The organism is Phenylobacterium sp. (assembly GCF_036264965.1).
In the GTDB taxonomy this organism is placed as follows: Bacteria; Pseudomonadota; Alphaproteobacteria; order Caulobacterales; family Caulobacteraceae; genus Phenylobacterium.
In genome coordinates this window covers 1-25,312 of sequence record NZ_DATAPY010000060.1, presented here as the reverse complement: position 1 = coordinate 25,312, position 25,312 = coordinate 1, and the positions used below count along the sequence as shown (strand labels likewise).

Below are 25,312 nucleotides of genomic sequence, written 5' to 3'. Positions count from 1 at the left end.
GTTCCGGTGCGGCAGTCGGCCGCCCCATTGAGGCCACGGTGCGGGATAACTAGCTTCACGGACGTTCAAGGAGATATTCACAACACCATGGCCAAGATCACCCTGGTGGATGACGACGAAAATATCGTCACCTCCGTCAGCCTCGCGCTGGAGAGCCACGGCCACACCGTGAAGGCCTACTACGACGGCGCCGCGGGCCTCGCCGCCCTGGAGAATGAGCCGCCGGACCTGGCCATCCTCGATGTGAAGATGCCGCGCATGGACGGGATGGAGGTGCTGCGGCGCCTGCGCCGGACATCGGATATGCCGGTGATCATCCTGACGTCCAAGGACGAGGAGATCGACGAGATCCTCGGCTTCAATCTGGGCGCCGACGACTACATGCACAAGCCCTTCAGCCAGCGCCTGCTGATCGAGCGGGTGAAGGCGGTGCTGCGCCGGGCCGGCGTCGAGGGCGAGGAGCCTGCGCCGGCAGCGCCGGGCGCTGAGGGCAGCCGCGCGATCAAGCGCGGCAAGCTGACCCTGGATCCGGCCCGCCACGACTGCCTGTGGGAAGGCAAGCCGGTGAAGCTGACAGTGACGGAGTTCCTGCTGCTGCAGTCGCTGGCCCAGCGGCCCGGCTTCGTGAAGAGCCGCGACAACCTGATGGACGCGGCCTACGACGATCAGGTCTATGTCGATGACCGCACCATCGACAGCCACATCAAGCGCATGCGCAAGAAGTTCCGCGACGTTGACCCCGAGTTCGACGCAATCGAAACCCTCTATGGCGTCGGCTACCGCTACCGCGAAACCTAAACGGGGCGGCGGGGGCCGCGAGGAAGATCCGCGGGGGCCCAGGCCCTCGCGATTTCGTTGGCTGCCGGGCTCGCGGCTCGGCCGGCTGATCATCGCCCTCAATGTGCTGGGCCTGGCGATCCTGATCGCCGGCGCCCTGGTGCTCAACGAGCTGCGCCAGGGCCTGGTCAACGCCCGCATCGACAGCCTGACCACCCAGGGCGAGCTGATGGCGGCGATCATCGACCAGGCCGCCACGGTGGGCGAGCCGACGCCGGCCATGGACCCCAGCAACGCCAGCCTGGCGCTGCAGATGCTGGCCAACCCCAAGGCGCAGCGCGCGCGGCTGTTCGACGCCCAGGGACAGCCCATCGCCGACAGCGACGTGGTCGCCGACCGGGTCGAGCAACGCGCCCTGCCGCCCGCCAGGCCGCGCGGCGGCCAGGGCCTGTCGCTGCCGCGTCGCGTCCGGCCGCAGGGCGCCGTGGCCGAGGAGGCGCGCGCGGCCCTGCGCCGGGAGGTGGGCAAGGCGCTGCTGGGTCAGCACGTGGCCGGCCTGCGGCGCGACGAGGATGGCCGCCGGGTGGTCTCGGTCTCCATCCCGATCCAGAACGTGCAGCAGATCCTCGGCGTCCTGACGCTGGAGGCCAATGACGTCGACCAGATCATCGCCCGCGAGCGCGAGGCGCTGATCCCCTTCATCCTGATCGCCATGGCGGTGAGCCTCTCGTCGTCGCTGCTGTTGACGCGCTTGATCGCCCAGCCCGTGCGCCGGCTGGCGCGGGCGGCGGACCGGGTCCGGCTGGCCGGAGCGCGCGCCATCTCGCTGCCCGATCTGGCCAAACGCGACGACGAACTGGGCGATCTGACCCGCAGCCTGGAGGACATGACCCAGGCGCTTTCAGAGCGGATGGACGCCATCGAGAGCTTCGCCGCCGATGTGGCGCACGAGATCAAGAATCCGCTCACGTCTCTGCGCTCGGCGGTGGAGACCCTGGACCTGATCACCGAGCCGGCGGCCCGCGAGCGATTGCTGCGCATCCTGAAGAACGACGTCCAGCGGCTGGACCGGCTGGTCACCGACATCTCCAACGCCTCGCGCCTGGACGCCGAACTCTCGCGCGACAATCCCAAGCCCGTCGACCTGGAGAAGCTGATCGGCGACATCGTCGGCCTCTACCAGGCCACCGCCAAGCCGGGCGAGGTGAGCGTGCGGTTCGTCCGCCCCACCGGCCCCGAGTCCGTGATCGTCCTGGGCCGCGAGGGCTCGCTGGGGCAGGTGTTCCGCAACCTGATCGACAACGCCCGCTCCTTCAGCCCGCCGGGCGGCGTGGTAGAGGTGGCCGTGCAACATGGCGCGGGCCGGGTGCTGGCCACGGTCTCGGACTCGGGCCCCGGCATCCCGGAGGAGAACCTGGAGACCGTCTTCGAGCGCTTCTACACCTCGCGGCCCAAGGGCGCCGCGTTCGGCGGCAACTCGGGTCTCGGCCTCTCCATCGCCCGCCAGATCGTCGAGGCGCATGGCGGCGCCCTCAAGGCGCAGAACCGGGTGGTGGACGGCCAGGTGATCGGCGCCGTCTTCCTGCTCATCCTGCCGGAGGTGAAGACGTGATCGCCCACGCGGGGCTGATCGCCGCGCGGCGGGGCGGCTTCTGGCGCGGCGTGCTGATCGAGGGCCCGGCCGGAGCGGGCAAGAGCGATCTGGCCCTGCGGGCGCTCGATCAGGGCTTTTCGCTGGTCGCCGACGACCGGGTGAGCCTCTGGGTGTCGGAAGGCGCTCTGTTCGGCCGCGCCTCCGATGTGCTCAGCGGCCTCCTGGAGGTGCGTAGCCTGCAGGTGATCCGCGTTCCGGCCCTGCGGCTTGCGCAGGTGGCCCTGGTCGCCCGTTGCGGGACGCCGGAGCGCATCCCGGAGCCGCAATTCGCCGATATCCTGGGGGTCGCGGTCCCGCTGATCGCGATCGATCCGCGCGAGCCCTCGGCCCCTGCGAAACTCAGTCGCGCGCTGAGCCACTTTGACGGGGACCTGAAGAGGCGTATTTAGCACGGCTCGCGGACGGGATTTGACCGCGCGGGTGGGGATACCCTTGGAACAAGTTTGCATGTACGGGCTCGTGGCATGATCGGGCTCGTGATCGTGACGCACGGGCGTCTGGCGGAAGAGTTCGTCTTCGCCATGGAGCACGTGGTCGGACCGCAGGCCGCGGTCGAGGCCATCTGTATCGGGCCGGAAGACGACATGGAGCGTCGCCGCAAGGACATCCTGGCCGCCTGCGGCCGGGTGGACACCGGCTCGGGCGTCATCCTGCTGACCGACATGTTCGGCGGCACGCCCTCCAACCTGGCCATCTCTGTGATGGAGCAGACCAAGGCCGAGGTGATCGCCGGCCTGAACCTGCCGATGCTGATCAAGCTGGCCAGCGTGCGCTCCCGCCAGAGCCTGGAAGACGCCGTCGCCTGCGCCCAGGAGGCCGGCCGCAAGTACATCTCCGTCGCGTCCTACGTTCTCGCCGGCGAGAAGTGAGCGCGCGGTGAGCGAAGGGGCGACCCGCACCGTCGAGATCGTCAACAAGCGGGGCCTGCACGCCCGCGCGTCCGCCAAGTTCGTCAAGACCGCCGCGGGCTTCGACGCCGAGGTCCGGGTCTCCAAGGACGGCCAGACCGTCGATGCGCGCTCGATCATGGGCCTGATGATGCTGGCCGCCGGTCCCGGCTGCTGCATCGACATCGAAGCCGAGGGCAAGGACGCCGAGGCCGCCGTCACCGCCCTGGAACAGCTGGTCACCGCCAAGTTCGACGAGGACGAATAGGCCCTAGCGCCTCCCCCTGCGGGGGAGGAACTGGGTCTACGTCTTCAGCCGCCAGCCGGTGCGGAAGATCTGCCAGACGGCGGTCAGGCAGATCAGCATGAAGACCAGGGTCATGCCCAGGCTCGCGCCGACGCCCACGTCGGAGACCCCGTAGAAGCTCCAGCGGAAGCCGCTCACCAGATAGACCACCGGGTTGAACAGCGCGATCTTGGCCCAGAGGCCCGGCAGCATGGCGATCGAATAGAAGCTGCCCCCCAGATAGGTGAGCGGCATGATCACCATCAGGGGCACGATCTGCAGCTTCTCGAAGCCGTCGGCCCAGACGCCCAGGATGAAGCCGAACAGGCTGAAGGTCAGCGAGGTCAGCACCAGGAAGGCCACCGCCCAGAGCGGATGGGCGATGCTGTAGGGCACGAAGAGCCGCGCCGTGGCCATGATGATCACGCCCAGCATGATCGACTTCGACGCCGCCGCGCCGACGTATCCCATCAGCACCTCGAAGGCCGAAACCGGGGCCGACAGCATCTCGTAGATCGTGCCCGACCACTTGGGCATGTAGATGCCGAAGGAGCCGTTGGAGACGCTCTCGGTGAGGATCGACAGCATGATCAGGCCCGGCACGATGAAGGCCGCGTAGGTCACCCCGTCGATGGCCGCCATCCGCCGCCCGATCGCCGCCCCGAAGACGATGAAATAGAGCGAGGTGGTCAGCACGGGCGCCGCGATCGACTGCACCACCGTGCGAAAGGTCCGCGCCATCTCGAAGCGGTAGATCGCCTTCACGGCGTAGAGGTTCAGACCGATCATGACCGCGTGCTCACCAGGCTGACGAAGATCTCTTCCAGCGAACTTTGCTGGGTCTGCAGGTCCTTGAAGTCGACGCCGCGCTTGGAGAGTTCGCGCAGCAGCTCTGCGATGCCGGTGGTCTCCGCTTGAGCGTCGAAGGTGTAGACGAGGTCGGCGCCGTCGTTCTCCAGGGCCAGCTGATAGTTGGAGAGGCCCTCCGGCACGGCCCCGAGCGGCTCCTGCAGATGCAGCGTCAGCTGTTTCTTGCCGAGCTTGCGCATCAGCTCGCTCTTCTCCTCGACCAGGATCAGCTCGCCCCTGGAGATCACCCCGATGCGATCGGCCATCTCCTCGGCCTCTTCGATGTAGTGGGTGGTCAGGATGATGGTGACGCCGGTGTCGCGGAGCGCCCGGACCATCTCCCACATGTCGCGGCGCAGTTCGACGTCGACGCCGGCGGTCGGCTCGTCGAGGAACAGGATCTGCGGTTCGTGGCTGAGCGCCTTGGCGATCATCACCCGGCGCTTCATGCCGCCGGAGAGCGCCATGATCTTGGCGTCCTTCTTGTCCCAGAGGCTGAGGTCGCGCAGCACCTTCTCGACGTAGGCGTGGTTCTGGGACTTGCCAAACAGCCCGCGGCTGAAGTTGACCGTCGCCCAGACGGTCTCGAAGGCGTCGGTGGAGAGCTCCTGCGGCACCAGGCCGATCTGGCGGCGAGCGGCGCGGTAGTCGCGCACCACGTCGTGGCCATCGGCCAGGACGCGGCCCTGCGTCGGATTCACCAGCCCGCAGGTGATACCGATCAGCGTGGTCTTGCCGGCGCCATTGGGGCCCAGCAGGGCGAAGATCTCGCCCTTGTCGATGGTCAGGCTGACGTTCTTCAGCGCCTGGAAGCCGCCGGCGTAGGTCTTCGACAGGTCTTCGACGGAAATGATCGGTTGCGGCATTCGTCCCCCGGACCCCGCAGATAGGGCCCGAAGGACGCTTCGGCTAGGCCGGCGCCGACATCAGATCGTGGTTACGGCGGTCAGGAGCTCATTCGCCCAGTCCGTCGGCCCGCCGCGAGGCGCGGCGATCACCGGGATGCAGCCCGCATGGGCCGCGACCAGGGCCACGGTCCCGGCGAAGTCCGGGGCGTCCGGATCGGCGTCCTGGCTCACCACCACCGCGGCCACGGCCTGCCAGCGGGTCCGCAGGACCTCGATGGCGGTCAGGGTGTGGCTGATCGCGCCCAGATAGCCGCCGCCGACCAGCACGACCGGCAGGTCGAGCCGCAGCATGAGGTCGAGGCCGGTGGCGTCATCGGTCAGGGGCGACATCAGCCCGCCGACGCCCTCCAGCACGAAGAGGTCGGCCCGAGTCGCCGCCAGCCGGGCGGCGCAAAGCTCAGCCACGGCGGACAGCGGCAGGTCGCGGCTCTCCAGGCGCGCGGCCATGGGCGGCGCCAGCGGGGCGGCGAAACGCCAGGGCGTGATGCGGTCCAGCGCTTCGAGGGTCGGTTGGAGGCCCAGGGCGCCCAGCAGCCGGCCGGGATCGCTGGCGGACCAGTCGGCGGCGTCGAAGCCGCTGGCGATGGGCTTCAGGGCCTCGACGCTTAAGGCCCCGGCGCGCGCGGCCCGGATCAGGGCGCAGGCGACGTGGGTCTTGCCCACATCGGTGTGGCCGCCGGCGATGAACAGGGCGGTGGTCATGGTTGGGTCCAGGGACGGATGGCCTCGGCGAGGCGGTCGATGGCCTCGTCCGGATGCCCGGCGGTGAAGGCCACGCGCAGGCGCGCCGTGCCGGCCGGCACGGTGGGCGGCCGGATCGGGGCGACGAGGAAGCCCTGCGCCTCCAGGTCGGCGGCGGCGGCGAGGGCCCGCTCCGCCGCGCCCAGTACGATGGGGACGATGGCGCTCTCCGCCTTCGGGCGGCCCAGCGCGTCCGTGAACCAGCGGGCCTTGGCGAGCACGGCGGCTACGCGCTCCGGCTCGGCGGCGATCACGTCCAGGGCGGCGATGGCGCCGGCGACGGAGGCCGGCGGCAGGCCGGTGGTGTAGACGATGGTCCGCGCGCGCATCTTGATCAGGGCGATGGCCGCGGCGCTGGCGCAGACATAGGCCCCATAGCCGCCGATGGCCTTGGAGAGCGTCCCCATGTGCAGGTCGATCCGGGCGTCCGGGAACAGCTTCGCCGTGCCCGCGCCGCCGCCCAGGACGCCCAGGCCATGGGCGTCGTCCACCAGCAGCCAGGCGTCATGCGCCCGGGCGGCCCGGCTGATGGCGTCCAGCGGCGCGACATCGCCGTCCATGGAGAACACCCCGTCGGTCGCCACCAGGGCGCGCTGGGCCCGGGGCCGTGCGGCGGCCAGGCGCTCGGCAAGGTCGCCCGCGTCGTTGTGGCGGAAGGCGATCACCTCGGCGCCGGAGATCCGCGCCCCGGCCCAGATGCAGGCGTGGGCCAGTTCGTCTACCAGCACCAGGTCGCCCGCTCCGACGAAGGTCGGGATAGTCCCCAGGTTGGCGAGATAGCCGGAGCCGAACACGCAAGCCGCCTCGGCGCCCTTCAGCGCGGCCAGCCGCTGTTCCAGTTCGCCGAACAGCGGATGGTCGCCGGTGACCGCCCGCGACGCGCCGGCCCCGACGCCGAAGGCCTCCACCGCGTCCCGCGCCGCGGCCTTGACCGCGGGATGGTGCGACAGGCCCAGGTAGTCGTTACAGGAGAACGACATCAGCGGCCGGCCCTGGCGCTCGACCCACACGCCGTCCAGCCGCCGCGTCGGTATCAGCGTCCGGTCGAGGCTCTGCGCCTTCAGCTGGTCGATTTTCGCTTGCGCGTAGCCGGTAAGGGTGTCGTTCACGGCGGCCCCTATGCCCCACCGCGGCAGGTTGAGGAAGCGATGGACGACAACGCCGGTTCTGCGACCCTTTCAATGGCGCTCGCGCCCGCCTGGCTGGAGGAGGGCGCGCCCCACGTCTGGCGGCCCTATTGCCAGATGAAGACCGCCGCCCCGCCGCTGGCGGTGGCCCGGACCGAGGGCGCGCGGCTGATCCTGGAGGACGGACGCGAGCTGGTGGACGGCGTCGCCTCGTGGTGGACCGCCTGCCACGGCTACAACCATCCGCACATCCGCGCCGCCGTGCACGCCCAGCTGGAGGCCGCGCCGCACGTGATGTTCGGGGGCCTGGCGCACGCGCCGGCCTATCGGCTGGCGACGCGGCTGGCGAAGGCGCTGCCCGGCGACCTGGACCACGTCTTCTTCGCCGAGTCCGGCTCGGTCTCGGTGGAGATCGCGATGAAGATGGCGATCCAGTACTGGATCAACCGCGGCGTCGCCGGCCGCACCCGGTTCCTGGCGTTCCGCGGCGGCTATCACGGCGACACGCTCGCCACCATGACGGTCTGCGATCCGGACGAGGGCATGCACAGCCTGTTCGCCGGCGTGATGCCCGCCCAGGTGATCGCCGACCTGCCGAAGGACGAGGCCTCCGAAGCCGCCCTCGACCGGCTGCTGGGCGAACGGGGCCGCGAGATCGCCGCCATCCTGGTCGAGCCGCGCGTCCAGGGCGCGGGCGGCATGCTGTTCCACGACGACGAGACCCTGCGGCGGCTGCGGCGGCTGGCCGACGCCCACGGCGTGCTGCTGGTGTTCGACGAGATCTTCGTGGGCTTTGGACGCACCGGCGACCTCTTCGCCTGCGAGGGCGCGGGCGTGGTCCCGGATATCGTCACCCTCTCCAAATCGCTGACCGGCGGAACCCTGCCGCTCTCCGCCGCGATCGCCACGCGCAAGGTGTTCGACGCCTTCTGGTCCGATGACCCCGGGGCGGCGCTGATGCACGGGCCGACCTACATGGGCAATCCCCTGGCCTGCGCGGCGGCCAACGCCTCGCTGGACCTGTTCGAGACGGGGGCCTGGCGCGGGGACATCGCACGGATCGCCCAGGCGCTGGAGACGGGCCTCAGGCCCTGCCGCGCCGCGTCGGGCGTCGTCGACGTGCGCGTGCTGGGCGCCATCGGCGTCGTGGAGTTCGAGCGCGCCGTGCCTGTGCAAGCATGGTGTCAACGCTTCGCCGAGGCCGGCGCCTGGATCCGGCCTATGGGCAAGGTGGTCTACCTGACCCCGGCGTTCGTCACTTCGGACGCCGAGCTGGCGCTGCTCACCGGCGCGGTGCGCTCGGTGGTGTGGGGCTAGGCCGGATCAGGCGTCGACCGCGGGCCGCACGGTCATCGGCCCCATCTTCAGCTCGGCCAGGAAGGCTGCGTCCTGGTCCTGGTCGGGGTTGTCGGTGGTCAGCAGGCGTGCGCCGACGAAGACCGAATTGGCGCCGGCCAGGAAGCAGAGGCTCTGCAATTCGCGGCTCATGTGCTCGCGGCCGGCGGCGATACGCACCACCGACTTCGGGCAGACCAGGCGCGCCACGGCGATCATCCGGACGAACTCCAGCCCGTCCACCGGCTCGGACCCGCCCAAAGGCGTTCCGGGAATAGGCATCAGGTCGTTGATCGGCAGGCTCTGCGGATGTTCGGGCAGGATCGCCAACTGGTGGAGAAGCCCAGCGCGGTCGGACCGGGTCTCGCCCATGCCGACGATGCCGCCGCAGCAGGTGGCCATGCCGGACTCGCGCACCGCGGCCAGGGTGTCCAGCCGCTCCTGGTAGGTCCGGGTGGTGACGACCTTGTCGTAGTAGTCCGGCCCGGTGTCGAGGTTGTGGTTGTAGTAGTCGAGGCCGGCGGCCTTCAGCGCCTTGGCCTGGTCGACGGTCATCATGCCGAGCGTGGCGCAGGTCTCGAGGCCCAGCGCCTTCACCCCGGCGATCATGGCGGTGAGCTTCGGCAGGTCACGGTCCTTCACATCGCGCCAGGCGGCGCCCATGCAGAACCGCTGCGCGCCGCCGGCCCGGGCCTCGGCGGCCTGGGCGATGACGGCGTCGGGCTCCATCAGCTTGGACGCGGTGGTCGCCGTCTTGAAATGCTGCGACTGGCTGCAGTAGCCGCAGTTCTCTGGACAGCCGCCGGTCTTGACGGACAGCAGCTGAGAGAGCTGGAGTTCCGCCGGGTCGAACCACTGCCGGTGGACCTCGGCCGCGCGGAAGACGAGTTCTGTGAACGGGACCTCGAACAGCGCCTCGACCTCGGCGACCGTCCAGTCATGGCGCGGTTGCGCTGGATCAAGGAGGGGCCCGGTGGTGTTGGATATGAGTGCGTTCACGGCGGGCTCCTGGTGATGGCGGGCCGCCGACATAGCTTGACGTTGGGACAGGCGGCAACAGGTGACGGTGATGACCAGCGACGGGGCTGAGGAGCCGGATCGCGAGATCGAGCTGAAGTTCGCCTGTGCGGCGGACGACCTGGCCGCCGTGCTGGCCGCCGCGCCGGCGGGCGACGACGAGACCCGCGAGCTGATCAGCGTCTATTTCGACACCGCCGACCTGTTGCTGCAGAAGGCCGGCGCTTCGCTGCGGGTGCGCGAGGACCAGGGCCGGCGCGTCCAGACCCTGAAGCGCGGCCGCGGCTGGGTGCGCGAGGAACATGAGTCGCCGATCGACGGCCTGGCCCCCGACCCGGCGCTGGAGCCCCTGCCTTCGCTGCTGCCGCAGGGCGCGCACCTGCGCCCGGCCTTCAACGTCCGCGTCAGCCGCCGGCAGCGGACGCTGCGCTATCGCGGCGCTCTGATCGAGATCGCGCTGGACCAAGGCGAGGTTTCCGGCGGCGAGCAGAAGAGCCCGATCTGCGAAGTCGAGCTGGAGCTGAAATCCGGCGATCCGGCGGCCCTGTTCGCCCTGGCCCGCGAACTGTCGGCCGCCGCCCCCCTCTACCTGGCCTTCGACAGCAAGGCCGCCCGCGGTCAGGCCCTGGTGGCGGGCGAGGCGCCGGCGACCCGCAAGGGCCGGCCGGTGGAGCTTTCCGGCGTGGTGTCGGCCGCGGCGGCCTTCCAGGCGACGGCCCGCGCCGGCCTGGCCCAGATCGCGGCCAACGCTGCGGTGCTGCGCGAGGCGCCGGGCCCCGAGGCGGTGCATCAGCTGCGCATCGGCGTGCGCCGGTTGCGCAGCGCGCTCTCCACCTTCAAGTCGATCCTCGACGGCGAGGGCCTGGAGACCCTGAAGACCGACCTGAAATGGCTGTCGCGTGGCTGCGAGCGGGCGCGCAGCCTCGATGTCTTCGCCGATGAGATCCTGGCGGTCGCGGAGGCCGCGGATGTCCAGCCGGCGGGCCTCGCCGCCCTGCGCGGCGCCGTCGATCTGGCCCGCCGCGCGGCCTGGGCGCAGGCCGGTGACGCCGCGGCCTGCGAGCGGTTCCGCGCCCTGATGATCGACGCCGCGGCCTGGGTCGAGACCGGTGAGTGGCGCGGCCAGCATGAGGCGCAGGCGCCGATCCGGCCCTTCGCCCGCCATGCGCTGAAGCGCCACCAGAAAAAGCTGGAGAAACTCGGGCGCGCGGCGCGCGGCGGCGACGATGTGGCCCGCCACCACCTGCGCATCGAGGCCAAGAAGCTGCGCTACGCCGCCGAGGCGCTGACCGACCTGTTCGGCGAGAAGCGCGCGAGCCGTTACCTGCGCCACGTGAAGGACCTGCAGGAGGCTCTGGGCGCGCTGAACGACCTGGTGACCGCCGAGCCGCTGATCGCAGCGCTGTCCCTGCCCTCCGACGCCGCCTTCGCGGCCGGCGAACTGGTCGGCCTGAAGGCGGCCCGCAAGCCCCAGCTGGTCATCCAGGCCGAGAAGGCCCTGGACCGGCTGGAGGCCGCCGAGCCGTTCTGGGCTTAAATCGCCTGCGAGCCAGCCGGGAATCCACCTGCTTCGTGGCTGTTTGAAGCGCGATGATCGTCGAGGCCGGGTCGTCGCGCCGCCGCGTTCAGGTTTGTCGCTGCCAGCCGCCGCCCAGCGCCTTGAAGACCGCGATCTGGTCCTGCACCAGAGCGGCGTCGGATTGCGCCACCGCGGCGTTGGCCCCGATCAGGGTTTGTTCGGCGACCAGCACATCCAGGGGGCTGACGGCGCCGGCCTCCAGGTCGCCGCGCACCAGGCGGAAGGCTTCCTGGGCCCGGGCCTGGACCTCGCCCAGCGCCTGCCTGCGGTCCAGTTCGGCGCTGTAGATCGCCAGGGTCTGCTCGGCCTCCTTTAGCGCCCGCAGCACCACGGAATCGAAGCCGTCGAGGGCTGCCGAGGCGCCGGCCTGCGCCTGGCGCACACGGGCCCGCGGCCCGGCCTGGTTGGGGAAGGTCCAGCTGATCGACGGGCCCACGCCCCAGATCAGGCCGGCGTTGCGGGTGAGGTCGGCGAGCGTGACCGCCGCACCGCCGTAGAAGCCGCGCAGCGCGACGCGCGGATAGAGGTCGGCGGTGACCACGCCCACTCGCGCCGTGGCCGCCGCCAGCCGCCGCTCGGCCTCGCGGACGTCCGGACGGCGGCGCAGCAGGTCCGCGCCGTCGCCCACTGGGATCAAGGCGGTGAGCCTGGGCGGAGTTTCGCAAGCCAGCGCCTCCTCCGGCGCGTTGGCCGGCGTGCGGCCCAGCACCGCGGCGAGCTGGAACAGCGCCGCACGGCGCTGGCCCTCCAGCGGCGGAATGGCGGCGCGCGCCTGGGCCGCCAGGCCTTCGGAGCGGGCCACGTCGAACTGGGTCCCGGAACCTGCCTCGCGGCGTTGGTGGGTGATCTGCGCCTCGCGGGTGGTGAGATCGAAAGCGCGGCGGGCCACGGCGAGCTGGGCGCCCAGGGCGCAGACCTCGCCATAGGCGCGCGCCGTCTCGGCGGCCACGGTGGTCTTCACCAGATCGCGCGCGGCGGCGGTCGCCTGGGCGTCGGCGCGCGACGCCTCCACGGCGCGGCGGACCCGGCCGAACAGATCGATTTCGTAGGAGACCTGGAAGGTGTCCTCATAGAGCCAGGTGCTCTCGGGCTTGTGTCCGCCGATCTCCAGAATCTCGTCGGTGGCCGGGTCGCGGCCGTAAACGCTCTCGGAATTCAGGGTCGTGCCGGGGTAGCGGCCGGCTTTGGCGGCCTGGAGCACGGCGCGGGCTCCGGACAGATTGTCCTCGGCGGCCTTCAGGTCGGTGTTGGCGGCGAAGGCCTCGGCGACATAGGCGTCCAGGTGAGGGTCGGCATAGAGGCGCCACCACGCATCCGGCGGGGCCGCAGGATCGGCGGCGGCGGGCGCGGCGGTCGCCAGCGGCGCGGCGGCGCCAGCCGGCGGCGCGGGGACGGCGTACTTCGGCCCCACGACGCATCCGGTGAGCGCCGTCATCGCCAGCGCCGTCGCCGCCAGGGCGCGCGAAAGGCGACGCCGGGCGTTCATAGGACGGCCCTCCTTTGGGAGGCGAAGAGCGGCAGATGCGACGCCGGCCCGATCGGCGCGGGCTTGTGGGCCACCACCAACATCAGGGCGATGGCGGTCAAGGCGCCGACCGCCACGAAGCTGTCGATCACGCCCTGGGTGGCCGCGGCGCTGCGGATGATCCCGGCCAGCGCGGCCGCGGCCTTACCGGCGGCGGCGGCAGGGTCGCTGGTGCGCCGGAACACCGCCGCATAGGCGCCCAGCCGATCCATGACCGCGCCATCGCCAATCCGAACGTGCTGGCCGATGAGGTTGGAGGCCGTCTGGGTCCGGACGCGGGTCAGGGTGACCACGAAGGCCTGGCCGAGCTGGCCGCCCATCAGCCGGGCGGTCTGGACGGCGCCGCCAAAGGTGAGCGCGTCCTCCGGCCGCAGGTGCAGCACCGCGAAGAACAGGATGCCGGAGAGCGCGAAGCTCTGGCCGACCGCCTGCAGGAGCTGGCTCGGCAGGAACTGCTCCGATCCCCAGAGCGGCGTCAGGTTTCGGGCCACCAGGAGGCAGGCGACGCTCACGAAAATGAAGCCGATCGATGCGACCAGCCGGGGGTCGGTGCGGCGCAGGAAAAGCGCCGCGAGCGGGCAGAACACCAGTTGCGGCGCGGCGATCCAGACCAGGGTCTCACCCACCTCCAGCGCGCGGTAGCCGCGGACCGCCTGCAGGTACTGCGGGATCAGATAGGCCGTCGACAGGATGGTCAGCCGCAGGAAGGCGATCAGTATCAACAGCCGCGGCAGGGGCGCAGCGAACAGGACCTTGAGGTCGACCGCCGGATGGTGCGCGCGGCTTTCATGCAGCAGGAAGCCCGCCACGAGGACTCCGCCGGCCGCCAGCAGGGCGACGACCTCGCCGGAATGCAGCCAGTCCAGACGGTTGCCCTGGTCGAGTCCGGCATAGATCAGGGCCAGCCCGATGCCGCCCGCCGCCAGGCCGTAGAGGTCGGGGCGCGGCGCGTTTGGCGCAGGCGGCGTCCGCGCGATGCCGAAGTGCAGGCAGGCTGCCATGCCCAGCGCCAGCGGCACGTTCTGCCAGAAGATCCACCGCCAGCTCATGTGGTCCACGTACCAGCCTTCCAGCGACGCGGAGATATTGAGGGAGAGCTCCAGATTGAGCGCATAAATCGCCACGCCGTAGGCCCAGTACTTCGGCGGCAGGGCGCGCAGGATGAAGCCAAGGGTCAGGGGCACGAAGAAGCCCGAGGCCAAGCCGCCGATGAACTGCAGGCCCAGGAACATCGGCAGGTTCGCCGAAAAGGGAATGATCGCTGAGATCACCGCGAAGGCCAGGGCGGCCTCAAGCAGCGCACGGCGGGGGCCATAGACGCCGCCGATCCAGATCGCCACGGGGGCGATCAGCATCTGGGCCACGGTCTGGGCGGTGGTGATCCACGCCCCGTCGTCAAAGCCGGCATGAAGGGCTCCGCGGATGTCGGCCAGACCAAACGTCGAGAGCCGCCCGTTAAGGGTCGAGATGAAGGTGCCCAGCAGGACGGCGGCCAGCCCCAGCCAGGGGATCGGCGGGTCCGGCGCGGCTGTGGGCGGCGGCGGATCGAGGGGCAGGGCGTCGCTCACCGGACACTATCCTCGGCGTCGATGCGGGCGACCACCGACAGGCCCGGCCGCAGCCGGTCGCCCAGGCCTGCCGTGTCGTCGAGGGCGATCTTCACCGCGACGCGCTGCACGACCTTGGTGAAGTTGCCCGTCGCGTTGTCCGGCGGCAGCAGGGCGAATTGCGAGCCCGACGCGGGCGCGAAGGCCAGCACGTGGCCACGCAGGACGTGGCCGGGGAAGGTGTCGACCCGAACCTCGGCCTTTTGGCCCACCGCCATGTGGGTTAGCTGGGTCTCGCGGTAGTTGGCGATCACCCAGACGTGTGGCAGGGGCGTGAGGGTGTCGACCTGGCCGCCGACGCCCACGAACTGGCCGGGCCGCACCTGGCGCTGGCCGAGCACTCCGTCCACGGGGGCTGTGATGCGGGTGTAGCCGAGGTTGAGGCGGGCCTGCTGCAGGTTCGCCGTCTGGGCCGCGACGGCGGCCTCGGCCTGCTCGCGCTGGGCGGCGAGCACGGCGCGCTGCTTGCGCGCGGCGTCAGCCTGGGCGCGGGTCTGGGCGAGTTGGGCGGAGAGCTGCTGGCCGGTGGTGTCCAGCCGCTCGCCGGTCTCCGCCGAGGAAGAACCGCCCGCCACCAGCCGGCGCTGGCGAGCTACGTCACGCCCGTTCTGGGTCAGGTTCGCCGCCACGCTCGCCACCTGGGCGTTGGCCGCCGCGACATTGGCCCCTTGCAGGGATTCTTGAGCGGTCAGCGCCGCGACCTGGGCTTTGGCCGAGGCCACGCCCGCCTCAGCCTGGGCGAGCGCGGTGCGGTAGTCGTCGTCGGTGATCTCGGCGAGCAACTGCCCTGCCCGCACCCGCTCGAAGTCGGAGACTGGTACGGCGCGCACATAGCCGGTCACCTTGGCGGCGATCGGCGTGATATCGGCCTGCAGGTAGGCGTCGTCGGTGCTCTGCCAGCCGGCGCGGCCCTGCCAGCCGTTCCATCGGGTGGTGACGATGATCAGTATGAGCAGGGCCACGATGAAGACGAGGGCGCGCCAGGCGGCCTCCAACAGGAAGCTCCGGTCGATCTTGAGCCGCTTCATGGAGACCCTCCAAGCCTGCTCGCCATAGGCTTCCGGGATGACGTATTACGGCGAGCGCAGCAAGACTGTAGGAGCCCTGGCGCCGTTCCATCGAGCCCGGCGCCTCCCACGCACTGCCGTCTCGCACGGCGCGGTCAGTCGCGCCCTCAGCCCAGGCTAGGCCGCTCTGGCACATAAAGAAATCCTTATATGATTTCTTGCACCCTGCGGGGCGCGCGGCTATAGAGCCGCCAAAGCCGCGCCCGGCGTCATCGCGGGCGCCACACTCCCGAAGGACCGGACATGACCGACTACGTCGTCAAGGACATCGCGCTCGCTTACTGGGGCCGCAAGGAACTGGACATCGCCGAGACCGAGATGCCCGGCCTGATGGCCGTGCGCGCCGAGTTCGGCAAGGACCAGCCGCTGAAGGGCGCCCGCATCGCCGGCTCCCTGCACATGACCATCCAGACCGGCGTGCTGATCGAGACCCTGCAGGCCCTGGGCGCCGACGTGCGCTGGGCCTCGTGCAACATCTTCTCGACCCAGGACCACGCCGCCGCCGCCATCGCGGTGAAGGGCACCCCGGTCTTCGCAATCAAGGGCGAGAACCTCGTCGAGTACTGGGAATACGCCCACAAGATCTTCGAGTGGTCCGACGGCGGCTATCCGAACCTGATCCTCGACGACGGCGGCGACGCCACCCTGCTCTGCGTGCTGGGCCCCAAGGCCGAGACGGACCCGAGCGTCCTCAACAATCCGCAGAACGAGGAGGAAGAAGCCCTCTACGCGGTGATGAAGCGCTACCTGAAGGAGAAGCCCGGCTTCTATTCCGCGATCCGTGACGCCATCAAGGGCGTGTCGGAAGAGACCACCACGGGCGTGCACCGCCTCTATCAGATGGCCGAGCGCGGCGAGTTGCCGTTCCCGGCGATCAACGTCAACGACAGCGTGACCAAGTCGAAGTTCGACAACCTCTACGGCTGTCGCGAAAGCCTGGTGGACGCCATCCGCCGCGGCACCGACGTGATGCTGGCCGGCAAGGTGGCCGTGGTCCTGGGCTACGGCGACGTGGGCAAGGGCTCGGCGGCTTCGCTGCGCAACGGCGGCGCGCGCGTGATCGTCACCGAAGTCGATCCGATCTGCGCCCTGCAGGCGGCCATGGAGGGCTACGAGGTCCAGACCATGGAAGACGTCGCCGACAAGGCCGACATCTTCGTCACCGCCACCGGCAACAAGGACGTGCTGACCGTCGACCACATGCGGGCGATGAAGAACAACGCCATCGTCTGCAACATCGGCCACTTCGACTCGGAGATTCAGATCGCCGGCCTGCGCAACTTCAAGTGGGACGAGATCAAGCCGCAGGTCCACCATGTGGAATTCCCGGACGGCAAGAAGATCATCGTCCTGTCGGAAGGCCGCCTGGTGAACCTGGGCAACGCCACCGGCCACCCGAGCTTCGTGATGAGCGCCAGCTTCACCAACCAGACCCTGGCCCAGATCGAACTCTGGACCCAGGGCGCGAAGTACCAGACGAAGGTCTACACCCTGCCCAAGCACCTCGACGAGAAGGTCGCCATGCTGCACCTGGGCAAGTTGGGCGCGAAGCTGACGAAGCTGTCGAAGGATCAGGCCGACTACATCGGCGTGCCCACCGAAGGCCCGTTCAAGCCGGACCACTACCGCTACTAGGACAGGCGCCGGCGGGGCGGCGGATCAGATGGCGAAGCTTTCGTACTGGTTGTATCAAGCTTCACCATCGCCGAGGGCTGCATCCAACTGCGGGTTGCGATAGACACCCATGGTGCCGCTGGCTCTGATTCTTTCCTCGTTCGTGGCGGCCAGCCGGATCGGCGGCTCGGCGCAGCAGTATGTCCTGGCGGCCCACCGCATCGATCCGGTGCTGGTGCCGACCGTGATGCTGGGCCGCAATCCGGCGCGCGGGTCGGGCGGCCAGGCGACCCCTCCGGAGCTGTTCGCCCGGATGCTGGCCGACGTCGAGGCCGATGCCCTGTTCGGGTTGGTCGACCTGGTGATCACCGGCCACTTCTCATTGCCCGAGCAGGTGGAGATCGCCGCCGACGCCCTGGCGCGTATCCAGGCGGCTTCGTCGCGCGCGCCGGTGGTGGTGGTCGATCCTATCCTCGGCGACGCGCCGAAAGGACTCTACGTGAAGCCCGAGGTCGCCCAGGCCGTGGCCGAGCGGCTGATCCCGCTCGCCGACTGGATCACGCCGAACCTGTGGGAGCTGGCGCATCTGACCGGCGTGGAGCCCACGGACGCCGCCGCCGTGGCCGCCGCCGCACGGCGGCTGGGCAAGCCCGCCCTGGTGACCTCAAGCCCCGCCGGACCCGACGAGATCGGCCTGCTGCTGGTGGAGGCCGAGACCGCCACGCTCTTCGCCCACCCGCGCCTGGCCGGCGCGCCCCACGGAACCGGCGATCTGGTGACCGCCAGCTTCGGGGCCGGGCTGGTGGAGGGGCTCTCGCCCTACGCCGCCGCCGAACGCGCCGCGCGCGCGGCCAGCGAGACCGTCATCGCCGCCCAGGATTGGGCCTCGCCGGAGCTGCCGATCATCGCGCTCGGCGAGCGGCTGGTGCGCCCGACCGCGCCGTTGCGTATAGAGCGGGTCTGAACCGCTTTCCGGAGCTCTGATGGTCGAAATCGCCGGCTTCGCGCCCGCCCGCTTCGCCGTGGTCAAAGACGCCTTCGCCGCCAGCTTCGAGACCGGCGAGGAGCTGGGCGCCCGCTTCACCCTGGTGGAGGCCGGCGACACGGTGCTCGACATCTGGGCGGGCTTCGCCGACCGCGGCCGCACCCGGGCCTTCGACGAGGAGACGCTGACGCCGATCTTCTCGACCACCAAGGCCCTCGCGGCCCTGCTGATCGCCCGCCTGGTGGACGCCGGAAAGCTCGACTACGCCCAGACCGTCGCCTCCGTGTGGCCGGAGTTCGGCCAGGCCGGGAAGGCCGCGATCACCGTCGAGCAGGTGATGTCGCACCAGGAGGGCCTGTCCGGCTTCCCCGACCAGATGGACCCGGCCCTGTGGTTCGACTGGGACGCGATCTGCGCCAAGCTGGCCGCCATGGCCCCGCTGTGGCCGCCCGGCACGGCCAGCGGTTATCACCCGATCACCTTCGGCTACCTGGCGGGCGAGATCTTCCGGCGCGTGGATGGCCGGACCATGGACGTCGCCCTGCGCCAGGACCTGGCCGAGCCCTTCGGCCTGGACCTGTGGATCGGCATCCCCGACAGCGAGTTCGGCCGGGTGGCCGAGCTGCAGCGCCCCAACGCCCTGCCGGACTTCGGTCACCAGAACGAGGCCACCAAGGCCGCCTTCCTGACGCCCTGGGCGCAACCGGGCGGCCAGGGCCCGGACGCGCTGCGGCGGCTGGCGCTGCCGTCAGCGACCGGCCAGGCGACGGCGCTCGCGCTGGCCCGGCTGATGGGCGCTCTCGCCAACGATGGCTGGCTGGACGGTGAGACCATCCTGTCGCCGGCGCTGATCGCCGAGGCGGCGCGCCAGCGCATTCGCGGCCAGGACCTGGTGCTGCCCTTCGAGATGAGCTGGGGCGCGGGCTTCATGCGCAACGAGGCCGTGCATCCGTGGGGACCCGGCGACCAGACCTTCGGCCACTCCGGCTGGGGCGGCTCCTGCGCTTTCGCCGACCCTGAGCGGAAGCTCGCCGGGGCTTACGTCATGAACAAGCAGTCGACCGACCTGCTGGGCGACCGGCGGCCGCGCCGCCTGATCGAGGCGACCTATGCGGCGCTCTAGTCTCCGGGACCCGTCACCGCCCGGTAGCGGTGCACCGGCGGCGGCATCGGCGAGGCTGCGCCCTTGACGCTCTTCCAGATAATCTCGTTCAGCCGGTGCATCGGCGCCTCGTCGGCGTCGGCGAAGTTCATCTTGGCGCTCTCCCGCGCGCCATAAGCGGTCGGCGGGTTCATCTCGTTGACATTGTACTGCGCCGGCAGGCCTTTGAAGGGCGTCAGGTCCGGCGTGGTCCCAAAGGCCGCATAGAGGGGCGTCGCCGCGGCGTCGTACTGGCTAAGCGGCGGCATCCCCAGCAGCAGCTCGATCGAGCGCACCATCGAACTCGTTGTGTAGAGGGTCGAGTCGATGGTCCCGCGCTTGATGTAGGGGCTGATCACCAGGCAGGCGGTGCGCCGGGCGTCCACGTGATCCGGGCCGTCCTGCGCGTCGTCCTCCATGATGAACACGGCCATCTGCGGCCAATAGCGGCTGTGGGTCAGCCGCTCCAGCATCTGGCCCAGCGCGACGTCCTGATTTGCGACCATCGCCCGCGGGCTGAACGACTTCGGGTCGGTGCCGTGGGTGTGGTTCTCCTGCATGGACATGACGATGTAGTTCGGCAGGCGCTTCTCCGGGTCCTTGGAGTCGAAGTTCTTCTCGTATTCGCTGAACTCTTCGAGGAAGACCTTGGCGTTCTCGGTGTCGCGCACCCGGTTCTGCAGGTAATTGGGCGAGACGTGGCCGATCAGGCCATTGGCGCCCGGGATGCTGCTCATCGGCTCGCCCGTGGAGGCGCGACCCGCATATTCGCCATAGCTGCGGTAGGTCAGGCCCTTACGTTTCGCCGAGTCCCACAGATAGCCGCTGGAGGGCATGTAGGCCATGGAGCGGTTCTGCGCCTGGCTGTGGCCGCCGTAGTTGGCGGGCCAGGACTTCTCGTTCTGGTCGGTGGCGTAGGCGGCGTTGGCCCAGGAGTGGCCGTCCTGGCTCACGTCGCCGTCAGCGTAGCAGTTGTCGAAGGCGGCGAACTGCTCGGCCATGGCGTGCTGGTTGGGCGTGATCTGGCGGCCGAAGATCGCCAGCCGCGGGTCGCCGTTGGTGTGGGCCAAGTCGCCGTAGACCTGATCGTAGGTGCGGTTTTCCTTGATGATGTAGACGATGTGCTTGATCGGCGAGCCCTCGCCGACCTTGCTCGGCATGATCGTCGGGCCGGCCGGCGGGCGGGCCTCGGCCAGCAGGGCGTCGTTGTAGGGCGTGTTGGCGAAGACCTTCTTCGTCCAGCCGGCCAGCTGCCCCTTCAGGCTTGCCAGCGGCAGCCGTTCGACGCTGCTGCGCTGCAGGGTCTTGATCGTCTCGTCGCCGTTGAATTTGGAGGCCAGCGGACTGGTGGGGCCCTTGAGGTCCGGGTGGCCGGACTCGCCCTTGGTCGAGCCGATGTAGAGCGCCTGGCCGGCCTCGCCCAGCACCAGCGCCGAGGGATACCAGCCGGCCGGGATGAAGCCCACGACCTGGCTGGTCTCGCGCTTGTGGACGTCGACGACGGCCACGTCGTTATTGTCGGCGTTGGCGACGAACAGGAGCTTTCGCTGGGCGTCGAGCGCCAGGGAATTGGGCGTCGAGCCTTCAGGGGCCTTGGGATAGAGGGCCGTGGAGATGACCTGCATCACCTCAAGGGTCCGGGTGTCGATCACATAGACGGTGTTCTCATTGGAGCAGGCGACGAAGAGCCGCCCGTCCGCCGCCAGCAGCATGTCGTTCGGGTTGAAGCCGACGGGGATGGTCTTGATGACCTTCTGGCTCGCCACGTCGACGACGCTGACGGTCTTCTCGCCCCAGTTGGAGACGAACAGCCGCCTGCCGTCGGCGGCTAGGGCGATTTCGTAGGGGCTGACGCCCACGCGGACGCGTTTCCTGATCTCGCCGCTCTTCGCGTCGAAGGCGACGATGTCGGTGGCGCTCATCGAGGTGCCGCGGTTGGCGGCCCAGATCAGGCCGCGTTTCGGGTCGGAATGGACGCCGGACCACCAGGTCTGCTCGGTCGGGACGGTGAGGTCCTTGAACTCCGCGACGGGCTTGGGATCGAGCCGGCCGTTGCGGTAGGCGAGCGCATAGATCGGCGCCAGCGAGGCCTCGATCTTCTTCTCGCCGTTGGCGTTGCCGCCGGAGACATAGAGGGTGTGGCCGTCGCCCGACCAGGCCAGGCCCAGCCACGCGGTCTTCAGCGGAACCTCCTGGATCAGCTTATGGGTCTTTGCGTCGATGACGCTGAGCCCATTGGGCAGGTAGCCGCCGTGGCCGGCTACGATCACCTTGCCGTCCGGCGAGACGACCATCTTCAGCACCAGGTCGCCGAGGTCGGCGATCGCCTTGCCGGCCGGCGTGACCCGCCAGCCGTTCGGCAGGTCGAAACCACCGCCGGGGATGGCCCCGGGAAGCTGGGTCGTGGCCTCGCCGATCGGCCGCGGCTTGGAGACGGGCGCGGCCCCCAGGGCGGCGGTCGCCAGCGCGGTGGACAGGCCCGCCAGCAGCAGGGGGCGGATGGGGCGCATGCGTCATCTCCAGAAGTGTTCAGCCGAGACCTTGGCCGCTGGACGAAGTGGGCCCACCTGGGAGGACCCCGTCAAGCGGCGCAGAATCGCTGGCGTCACCTCTGCGTCCGTCTTGCGAAGTCTTGATGACGGCGGGCGCTCAGCCCTTGGTCTTCGTGGAGGTTCCGGCCTTGGCCGGCGGACAGGGAACGACGGCGCTCGGCGCCGACTGGAGCGGACTGGCTGTCGTGAAGCTGGTCTTCACCACCGCAAAGCCGGCGCTCTCCTGGATCACCGTCACGTCGCCCACCACCGGCGGATCGATCGCGTTTGTGAAGACCAGATGCGCCCGGGCGGTCACGGTCTCAGCCGGCGGCCCGAAGGCCTGCGGGGACTGGACCCCGTCGGGCGCGACGGCCCAGGCCGGGACGGCGACGCTCAGCACAGCTGCCGCGGCGGCTCCGGCGAACAGCTTCTCCATCGGCGAAAATCCTCCAGCCTTGCGGCGAAAGCTAAGCCCGCCGCGCCGAGCGCCCCAGTTAAGCTTTGGTCATTCGGCGGGCTCGGTGAGCGCGATGGCGCGCAGTTCGGGCCGTGACCGCTTCCAGGCCGCATAGGCGAAGACCACCGCGCCGCCCCAGATGAACAGGAAGGAGACGCCGCGCAGCGGGGTGAAGGCCTCACCCTCCAGGACGCCGATCGCAAAGCCCGTCGTCGGCCCCAGGAATTGCAGGAAACCCAGGGACGACAGCGGAATGCGCCGCGCCGCCCAGGAGAACAGCACCAGCGGCACGGCGGTGAACGGCCCGCAGGCGAGCAGCCACAGCGTGGACGGCAGGTTGGCAGTCAGGTGGCCCGCGCCGGTCTTCTGCAGGAACAGGACGTAGGCGAGCCCGGGTCCCGCCAGCAGCAGGCATTCCACCAACAGGCCCGCCTGGGCCGAGACCGCGACGCGTTTGCGCACGATGCCGTAGCCGCCGAAGCTGAGCGCCAACGCCAGAGAGACCGTCGGCAGGCCGCCCACCGCCACCGCCTGCACGGCCACACCGATGACGGCCAGCGCGATGGCGACATAGCCCAGCCGGTCGATCTTCTCGTTGAAGATCAGCGCCCCGGCCGCCATGCCGATCAGCGGGTTGATGTAGTAGCCGAGCGCGGTTTCCAGCACCCGACCGGAGTTCACCGCCCAGATGTAGATCGACCAGTTGGCGCAGATCAGTACCGCCGACAGCGCCAGCCAGGCGAGCGAGCGCGGATTGCGGAACGCCGCCAGCACCTCGCCGCCTTGGCGCGCGACGAGCACGAAGAGCAGCGCCATGGGAACCGCCCAGACGGTGCGGTTGGCGAGGATCTCCAGCGGCGAGATCCCGAGGCGTCCCATGGCCTGGAACACCAAGGGGACGATACCCCAGATAACGTAGCAGACGATCCCCGCGGTCAGCGCCAGACGGGACTCTCCGCCTGGAGCCGCGGTGGTCATGGCGTCAGGCGAGGGTTTTCTGGCGAATCAGGCCGCGTTCGTGGAGCAGCTCGGCGATCTGTACGGCGTTCAGCGCCGCGCCTTTCCGCAGGTTGTCGGCGACCACCCACATGTTCAGCCCGTTCTCGACGGTCGGGTCGTTGCGGATGCGGCTGACGAACACCGGGAACTCGCCCTGCGATTCTTTGGGCGTCATGTAGCCGGTGTCATTGTGCTGATCGATGACGATCAGGCCGGGGCTCTCGCGCAGGATGTCGCGCGCCTCGTCCTCGTCCAGCGGCTCGTGGAACTCGATGTTCACCGCCTCGGAGTGGCCGACCATCACCGGCACCCGTACGCAGGTCACCGTCAGCTTGATCGCCGGGTCGAGCATCTTGTGGGTCTCGTTCCACATCTTCTGCTCTTCGTCGGTGTAGCCGTCGTCCTCGAACTTGCCGATGAAGGGGATGACGTTGAAGGCGATCTGCTTGGGGAACTTCTTCGGCGGCGTCGCGCCCAGGACGAAGACGTTCTTCGTCTGGTCGAACAGTTCGTCCATGCCTTCCTTGCCGGCGCCCGACACCGATTGGTAGGTCGAGACCACCACCCGCTTGATCCGCGCGCGGTCGTGCAGGGGCTTCAGCGCGACTACCAGCTGGACGGTCGAGCAGTTCGGGTTGGCGATGATGTTCTTGCGGTTCGCCCACTCCGCATCGTCCGGATTGACCTCCGGCACGATCAGCGGGACGTCCGGGTCCATGCGCCAGGCCGACGAGTTGTCGATGACGATGGGGCCGGCCGCGGCGATCTTCGGCGACCACTCCTTGGAGAAGGTCCCGGACACGCTCATGAGCACGAGGTCAACGCGGGAGAAGTCGAACTGGGCGATGTCCTCGCAGCGGAGGATCTGGTCGCCGAAGTTCACTTCCATGCCGATGGATTTGCGCGAGGCGATCGCGTGAATCTTCTCCACGGGGAAGTTCACTTCCTCGAGGATATTCAGCATTTCGCGGCCCACGTTGCCCGTGGCGCCGACGACGGCGACCCGGTAACCCATCGCAAATCTCCTAGTCTTGAGGGAGCGTTCCGTTACGCTTCGAACCGCCCCGACGCAAGGCGAGCATAGCTGGCAAGCCTTGCAGAAGCGCTGAGATGGCGTGGCCGTGGCGCGGACGCAATGGCTCGGGCGGGTGAAGCTGGCTTATCTTGCCGGTAGCTGCACCCCTGACCGGAGCCTCGAATGCCTGACGCCGCGCCGACAACCACCGGCATGCCCTTCTCCGACCTGATGGGCGTCGAGATCGTCGCGCGGGAGAAGACCCGGGTGGTCGGCCGGATGCTGGTCCGCGAGGACCTCTGCACGGCCGGCGGCATCCTGCACGGCGGCGCCTATATGGCCTTCGCCGATGCGTTGGGCGCCATCGGCGGGGTTCTGAACCTGGCGCCGGGGACGCGGACCACCACCTTGGAGAGCAAGACCAACTTCCTGCGCGGCGCGCCGGCCGGCTCGACGGTGACCGGCGAGGCCACGCCCTTGCATGTCGGCCGCCGCTCCAGCGTCTGGCAGACCCGTATCACCAGTGACGAAGGCAAACTGCTAGCCCTGGTCACCCAGACCCAGATGACGATCGAGGCCTGACTGCGGCGGCCTATTCGCCGGCCATCTTAAGGATCGCCGCCCATTCCGCGTCGCGGACCGGCGAGACCGACAGCCGGCCCTGGCGGATCATCTCCAGGCCCGCCAGCGCCGGATTGGCCTTCATGGCCTGCAGACTGACCGGCTGTTTCAGCGGGCGCACGGCGGCCAGTTCCACGGCCACGAAGCGGCCGGCGGGATCGCTGGGGTCGAGGAAGGACTCCTTCACGACCTTGGCGACGCCCACCACCTCCAGGCCCTCCCGGGAGTGGTAGTAGAGCACCTCGTCGCCAACCTTCATGGCCTTCAGGTGCAGGGCGGCGGCGTTGTTGCGCACCCCGTCCCAGACGGTCTTGCCGTCCCGCTGCAGGTCGGCGAACGCGTATTTGTTGGGTTCCGATTTCCCCAGCCAGTGGGCCATGCCGTCCTCCCGATAGGCCATCGTGCGTCGCCCTCACCGACCATGCCGCCGCGCGCTTGGCAACGGGCGAGAGAGCCGATTTCCGCGCCCTGGCCGGTTGACGGATCGCGCGGGGCCGCGCACTCCCGCGCGCCTGGAGGGGCCCAATGCCGACCGACAAGCCGACTCACGATGCGCTGACCCGCGCGGCGGAACATGCCTTCGCCTG

The 25,312-nt window shown here is 69.7% G+C and carries 24 protein-coding genes; 11 read left to right on the top strand and 13 right to left on the bottom strand.

The genetic code is table 11. From position 1 onward, the window contains the following. Nucleotides 1–87: 87 nt before the first annotated feature. The 5 genes from VHS75_RS08410 to VHS75_RS08390 all read left to right on the top strand — a co-directional run bounded on the left by VHS75_RS08410 (nucleotide 88) and on the right by VHS75_RS08390 (nucleotide 3,586). Complete coding sequence (locus VHS75_RS08410; RefSeq protein ID WP_329638156.1) at nucleotides 88–798, top strand: response regulator transcription factor; 711 nt, start codon at nucleotides 88–90, stop codon at nucleotides 796–798. After that, nucleotides 767–2,389, top strand: a complete 1,623-nt coding sequence (locus VHS75_RS08405) for an ATP-binding protein (protein ID WP_329638155.1) — start codon at nucleotides 767–769, stop codon at nucleotides 2,387–2,389. Before VHS75_RS08410 ends, VHS75_RS08405 begins: the two co-directional genes overlap by 32 nt. Next, on the top strand, nucleotides 2,386–2,820 hold the full coding sequence (locus VHS75_RS08400) for an HPr kinase/phosphorylase (protein WP_329638154.1): 435 nt from the start codon (nucleotides 2,386–2,388) through the stop codon (nucleotides 2,818–2,820). The genes VHS75_RS08405 and VHS75_RS08400 overlap by 4 nt, the downstream gene beginning before the upstream one ends. A 75-nt stretch (nucleotides 2,821–2,895) precedes the next feature. After that, entirely contained in the window at nucleotides 2,896–3,300 is a 405-nt protein-coding gene (locus VHS75_RS08395; protein WP_329638153.1) for a PTS sugar transporter subunit IIA, read from the top strand. Nucleotides 3,301–3,307: 7 nt separating this feature from the next. After that, complete coding sequence (locus tag VHS75_RS08390) at nucleotides 3,308–3,586, top strand: HPr family phosphocarrier protein (RefSeq protein ID WP_329638152.1); 279 nt, start codon at nucleotides 3,308–3,310, stop codon at nucleotides 3,584–3,586. Between the two features lie 36 nt (nucleotides 3,587–3,622). Here VHS75_RS08390 and VHS75_RS08385 read toward each other — a convergent pair whose 3' ends face one another. From VHS75_RS08385 to bioF, 4 genes are read right to left on the bottom strand one after another with little or no spacing between them, the layout of a single operon-like run. Further along, nucleotides 3,623–4,384 carry an ABC transporter permease gene (locus VHS75_RS08385; protein ID WP_329638175.1) on the bottom strand — a complete coding sequence of 254 codons (762 nt, stop codon included), beginning with the start codon at nucleotides 4,382–4,384 and terminating at the stop codon, nucleotides 3,623–3,625. Between the two features lie 5 nt (nucleotides 4,385–4,389). Continuing rightward, the gene (locus VHS75_RS08380; protein WP_329638151.1) at nucleotides 4,390–5,319 is read right to left on the bottom strand and encodes an ABC transporter ATP-binding protein; all 930 of its coding nucleotides are present in this window, start codon (nucleotides 5,317–5,319) and stop codon (nucleotides 4,390–4,392) included. 60 nt (nucleotides 5,320–5,379) lie between these two features. Beyond that, the gene (gene bioD / locus VHS75_RS08375) at nucleotides 5,380–6,063 is read right to left on the bottom strand and encodes a dethiobiotin synthase (RefSeq protein WP_329638150.1); all 684 of its coding nucleotides are present in this window, start codon (nucleotides 6,061–6,063) and stop codon (nucleotides 5,380–5,382) included. Further along, nucleotides 6,060–7,211, bottom strand: a complete 1,152-nt coding sequence (bioF, locus tag VHS75_RS08370) for an 8-amino-7-oxononanoate synthase (protein ID WP_329638149.1) — start codon at nucleotides 7,209–7,211, stop codon at nucleotides 6,060–6,062. The genes bioD and bioF overlap by 4 nt, the downstream gene beginning before the upstream one ends. Before the next feature lie 72 nt (nucleotides 7,212–7,283). On the opposite strand from bioF, the gene VHS75_RS08365 reads away from it, so the two are divergent. Further along, nucleotides 7,284–8,546 (top strand): adenosylmethionine--8-amino-7-oxononanoate transaminase, encoded by a 1,263-nt coding sequence (locus VHS75_RS08365; RefSeq protein ID WP_329638174.1) that lies wholly within the window; start codon nucleotides 7,284–7,286, stop codon nucleotides 8,544–8,546. 6 nt (nucleotides 8,547–8,552) lie between these two features. On the opposite strand, the gene bioB is transcribed toward VHS75_RS08365, so the two are convergent. Then, on the bottom strand, nucleotides 8,553–9,563 hold the full coding sequence (bioB, locus tag VHS75_RS08360) for a biotin synthase BioB (protein ID WP_414694261.1): 1,011 nt from the start codon (nucleotides 9,561–9,563) through the stop codon (nucleotides 8,553–8,555). Nucleotides 9,564–9,633: 70 nt separating this feature from the next. Here bioB and VHS75_RS08355 point away from each other — a divergent pair, with 70 nt between their 5' ends. After that, the gene (locus tag VHS75_RS08355) at nucleotides 9,634–11,118 is read left to right on the top strand and encodes a CHAD domain-containing protein (protein ID WP_329638172.1); all 1,485 of its coding nucleotides are present in this window, start codon (nucleotides 9,634–9,636) and stop codon (nucleotides 11,116–11,118) included. 88 nt (nucleotides 11,119–11,206) lie between these two features. Here the strand turns inward: VHS75_RS08355 and VHS75_RS08350 are convergent, their stop codons facing one another. The 3 genes from VHS75_RS08350 to VHS75_RS08340 are packed head-to-tail and all read right to left on the bottom strand — an operon-like array spanning nucleotide 11,207 to nucleotide 15,320. After that, nucleotides 11,207–12,646 (bottom strand): efflux transporter outer membrane subunit, encoded by a 1,440-nt coding sequence (locus VHS75_RS08350; protein ID WP_329638148.1) that lies wholly within the window; start codon nucleotides 12,644–12,646, stop codon nucleotides 11,207–11,209. Beyond that, nucleotides 12,643–14,253: an MFS transporter gene (locus VHS75_RS08345; protein ID WP_329638147.1), complete on the bottom strand. Its 1,611-nt coding sequence runs from the start codon at nucleotides 14,251–14,253 to the stop codon at nucleotides 12,643–12,645. The genes VHS75_RS08350 and VHS75_RS08345 overlap by 4 nt, the downstream gene beginning before the upstream one ends. Then, the gene (locus VHS75_RS08340; protein WP_329638146.1) at nucleotides 14,250–15,320 is read right to left on the bottom strand and encodes an HlyD family secretion protein; all 1,071 of its coding nucleotides are present in this window, start codon (nucleotides 15,318–15,320) and stop codon (nucleotides 14,250–14,252) included. The genes VHS75_RS08345 and VHS75_RS08340 overlap by 4 nt, the downstream gene beginning before the upstream one ends. A 282-nt stretch (nucleotides 15,321–15,602) precedes the next feature. Between VHS75_RS08340 and ahcY the strand changes: the two genes are divergently transcribed. The 3 genes from ahcY to VHS75_RS08325 all read left to right on the top strand — a co-directional run bounded on the left by ahcY (nucleotide 15,603) and on the right by VHS75_RS08325 (nucleotide 19,081). Then, nucleotides 15,603–16,994 (top strand): adenosylhomocysteinase, encoded by a 1,392-nt coding sequence (gene ahcY / locus VHS75_RS08335; protein ID WP_329638145.1) that lies wholly within the window; start codon nucleotides 15,603–15,605, stop codon nucleotides 16,992–16,994. Between the two features lie 109 nt (nucleotides 16,995–17,103). Next, entirely contained in the window at nucleotides 17,104–17,937 is an 834-nt protein-coding gene (locus VHS75_RS08330; RefSeq protein ID WP_329638144.1) for a PfkB family carbohydrate kinase, read from the top strand. Nucleotides 17,938–17,956: 19 nt separating this feature from the next. Next, nucleotides 17,957–19,081: a serine hydrolase domain-containing protein gene (locus VHS75_RS08325; RefSeq protein WP_329638143.1), complete on the top strand. Its 1,125-nt coding sequence runs from the start codon at nucleotides 17,957–17,959 to the stop codon at nucleotides 19,079–19,081. Here the strand turns inward: VHS75_RS08325 and VHS75_RS08320 are convergent. The 4 genes from VHS75_RS08320 to VHS75_RS08305 form a co-directional block, all read right to left on the bottom strand. Beyond that, on the bottom strand, nucleotides 19,078–21,609 hold the full coding sequence (locus VHS75_RS08320) for an alkaline phosphatase family protein (RefSeq protein WP_329638142.1): 2,532 nt from the start codon (nucleotides 21,607–21,609) through the stop codon (nucleotides 19,078–19,080). The two genes, VHS75_RS08325 and VHS75_RS08320, sit on opposite strands and share 4 nt — an antisense overlap. Nucleotides 21,610–21,748: 139 nt before the next feature. Then, nucleotides 21,749–22,069, bottom strand: coding sequence for a hypothetical protein (locus tag VHS75_RS08315; protein WP_329638141.1), 321 nt, complete (start codon nucleotides 22,067–22,069; stop codon nucleotides 21,749–21,751). Nucleotides 22,070–22,138: 69 nt separating this feature from the next. After that, complete coding sequence (rarD, locus tag VHS75_RS08310; RefSeq protein ID WP_329638140.1) at nucleotides 22,139–23,068, bottom strand: EamA family transporter RarD; 930 nt, start codon at nucleotides 23,066–23,068, stop codon at nucleotides 22,139–22,141. Between the two features lie 4 nt (nucleotides 23,069–23,072). Next, nucleotides 23,073–24,104 (bottom strand): aspartate-semialdehyde dehydrogenase, encoded by a 1,032-nt coding sequence (locus VHS75_RS08305; protein WP_329638139.1) that lies wholly within the window; start codon nucleotides 24,102–24,104, stop codon nucleotides 23,073–23,075. Nucleotides 24,105–24,287: 183 nt separating this feature from the next. Here VHS75_RS08305 and VHS75_RS08300 point away from each other — a divergent pair, with 183 nt between their 5' ends. Continuing rightward, nucleotides 24,288–24,686, top strand: a complete 399-nt coding sequence (locus tag VHS75_RS08300) for a PaaI family thioesterase (RefSeq protein ID WP_329638138.1) — start codon at nucleotides 24,288–24,290, stop codon at nucleotides 24,684–24,686. 10 nt (nucleotides 24,687–24,696) lie between these two features. Here the strand turns inward: VHS75_RS08300 and VHS75_RS08295 are convergent, their stop codons facing one another. Beyond that, on the bottom strand, nucleotides 24,697–25,125 hold the full coding sequence (locus tag VHS75_RS08295; RefSeq protein WP_329638137.1) for an EVE domain-containing protein: 429 nt from the start codon (nucleotides 25,123–25,125) through the stop codon (nucleotides 24,697–24,699). Nucleotides 25,126–25,312 lie beyond the last annotated feature (187 nt).

Coding starts and splice junctions, on each gene's coding strand:
- rarD (WP_329638140.1), bottom strand. CDS start 23,068: ATGACCACCGCGGCTCCAGGCGGAGAGTCCCGTCTGGCGCTGACCGCG.
- VHS75_RS08350 (WP_329638148.1), bottom strand. CDS start 12,646: ATGAACGCCCGGCGTCGCCTTTCGCGCGCCCTGGCGGCGACGGCGCTG.
- VHS75_RS08325 (WP_329638143.1), top strand. CDS start 17,957: ATGGTCGAAATCGCCGGCTTCGCGCCCGCCCGCTTCGCCGTGGTCAAA.
- VHS75_RS08295 (WP_329638137.1), bottom strand. CDS start 25,125: ATGGCCTATCGGGAGGACGGCATGGCCCACTGGCTGGGGAAATCGGAA.
- VHS75_RS08330 (WP_329638144.1), top strand. CDS start 17,104: ATGGTGCCGCTGGCTCTGATTCTTTCCTCGTTCGTGGCGGCCAGCCGG.
- VHS75_RS08340 (WP_329638146.1), bottom strand. CDS start 15,320: ATGAAGCGGCTCAAGATCGACCGGAGCTTCCTGTTGGAGGCCGCCTGG.
- VHS75_RS08380 (WP_329638151.1), bottom strand. CDS start 5,319: ATGCCGCAACCGATCATTTCCGTCGAAGACCTGTCGAAGACCTACGCC.
- VHS75_RS08320 (WP_329638142.1), bottom strand. CDS start 21,609: ATGCGCCCCATCCGCCCCCTGCTGCTGGCGGGCCTGTCCACCGCGCTG.
- VHS75_RS08405 (WP_329638155.1), top strand. CDS start 767: ATGGCGTCGGCTACCGCTACCGCGAAACCTAAACGGGGCGGCGGGGGC.
- ahcY (WP_329638145.1), top strand. CDS start 15,603: ATGACCGACTACGTCGTCAAGGACATCGCGCTCGCTTACTGGGGCCGC.
- VHS75_RS08305 (WP_329638139.1), bottom strand. CDS start 24,104: ATGGGTTACCGGGTCGCCGTCGTCGGCGCCACGGGCAACGTGGGCCGC.
- VHS75_RS08300 (WP_329638138.1), top strand. CDS start 24,288: ATGCCTGACGCCGCGCCGACAACCACCGGCATGCCCTTCTCCGACCTG.
- bioD (WP_329638150.1), bottom strand. CDS start 6,063: ATGACCACCGCCCTGTTCATCGCCGGCGGCCACACCGATGTGGGCAAG.
- VHS75_RS08395 (WP_329638153.1), top strand. CDS start 2,896: ATGATCGGGCTCGTGATCGTGACGCACGGGCGTCTGGCGGAAGAGTTC.
- VHS75_RS08365 (WP_329638174.1), top strand. CDS start 7,284: ATGGCGCTCGCGCCCGCCTGGCTGGAGGAGGGCGCGCCCCACGTCTGG.
- VHS75_RS08315 (WP_329638141.1), bottom strand. CDS start 22,069: ATGGAGAAGCTGTTCGCCGGAGCCGCCGCGGCAGCTGTGCTGAGCGTC.
- VHS75_RS08355 (WP_329638172.1), top strand. CDS start 9,634: ATGACCAGCGACGGGGCTGAGGAGCCGGATCGCGAGATCGAGCTGAAG.
- VHS75_RS08410 (WP_329638156.1), top strand. CDS start 88: ATGGCCAAGATCACCCTGGTGGATGACGACGAAAATATCGTCACCTCC.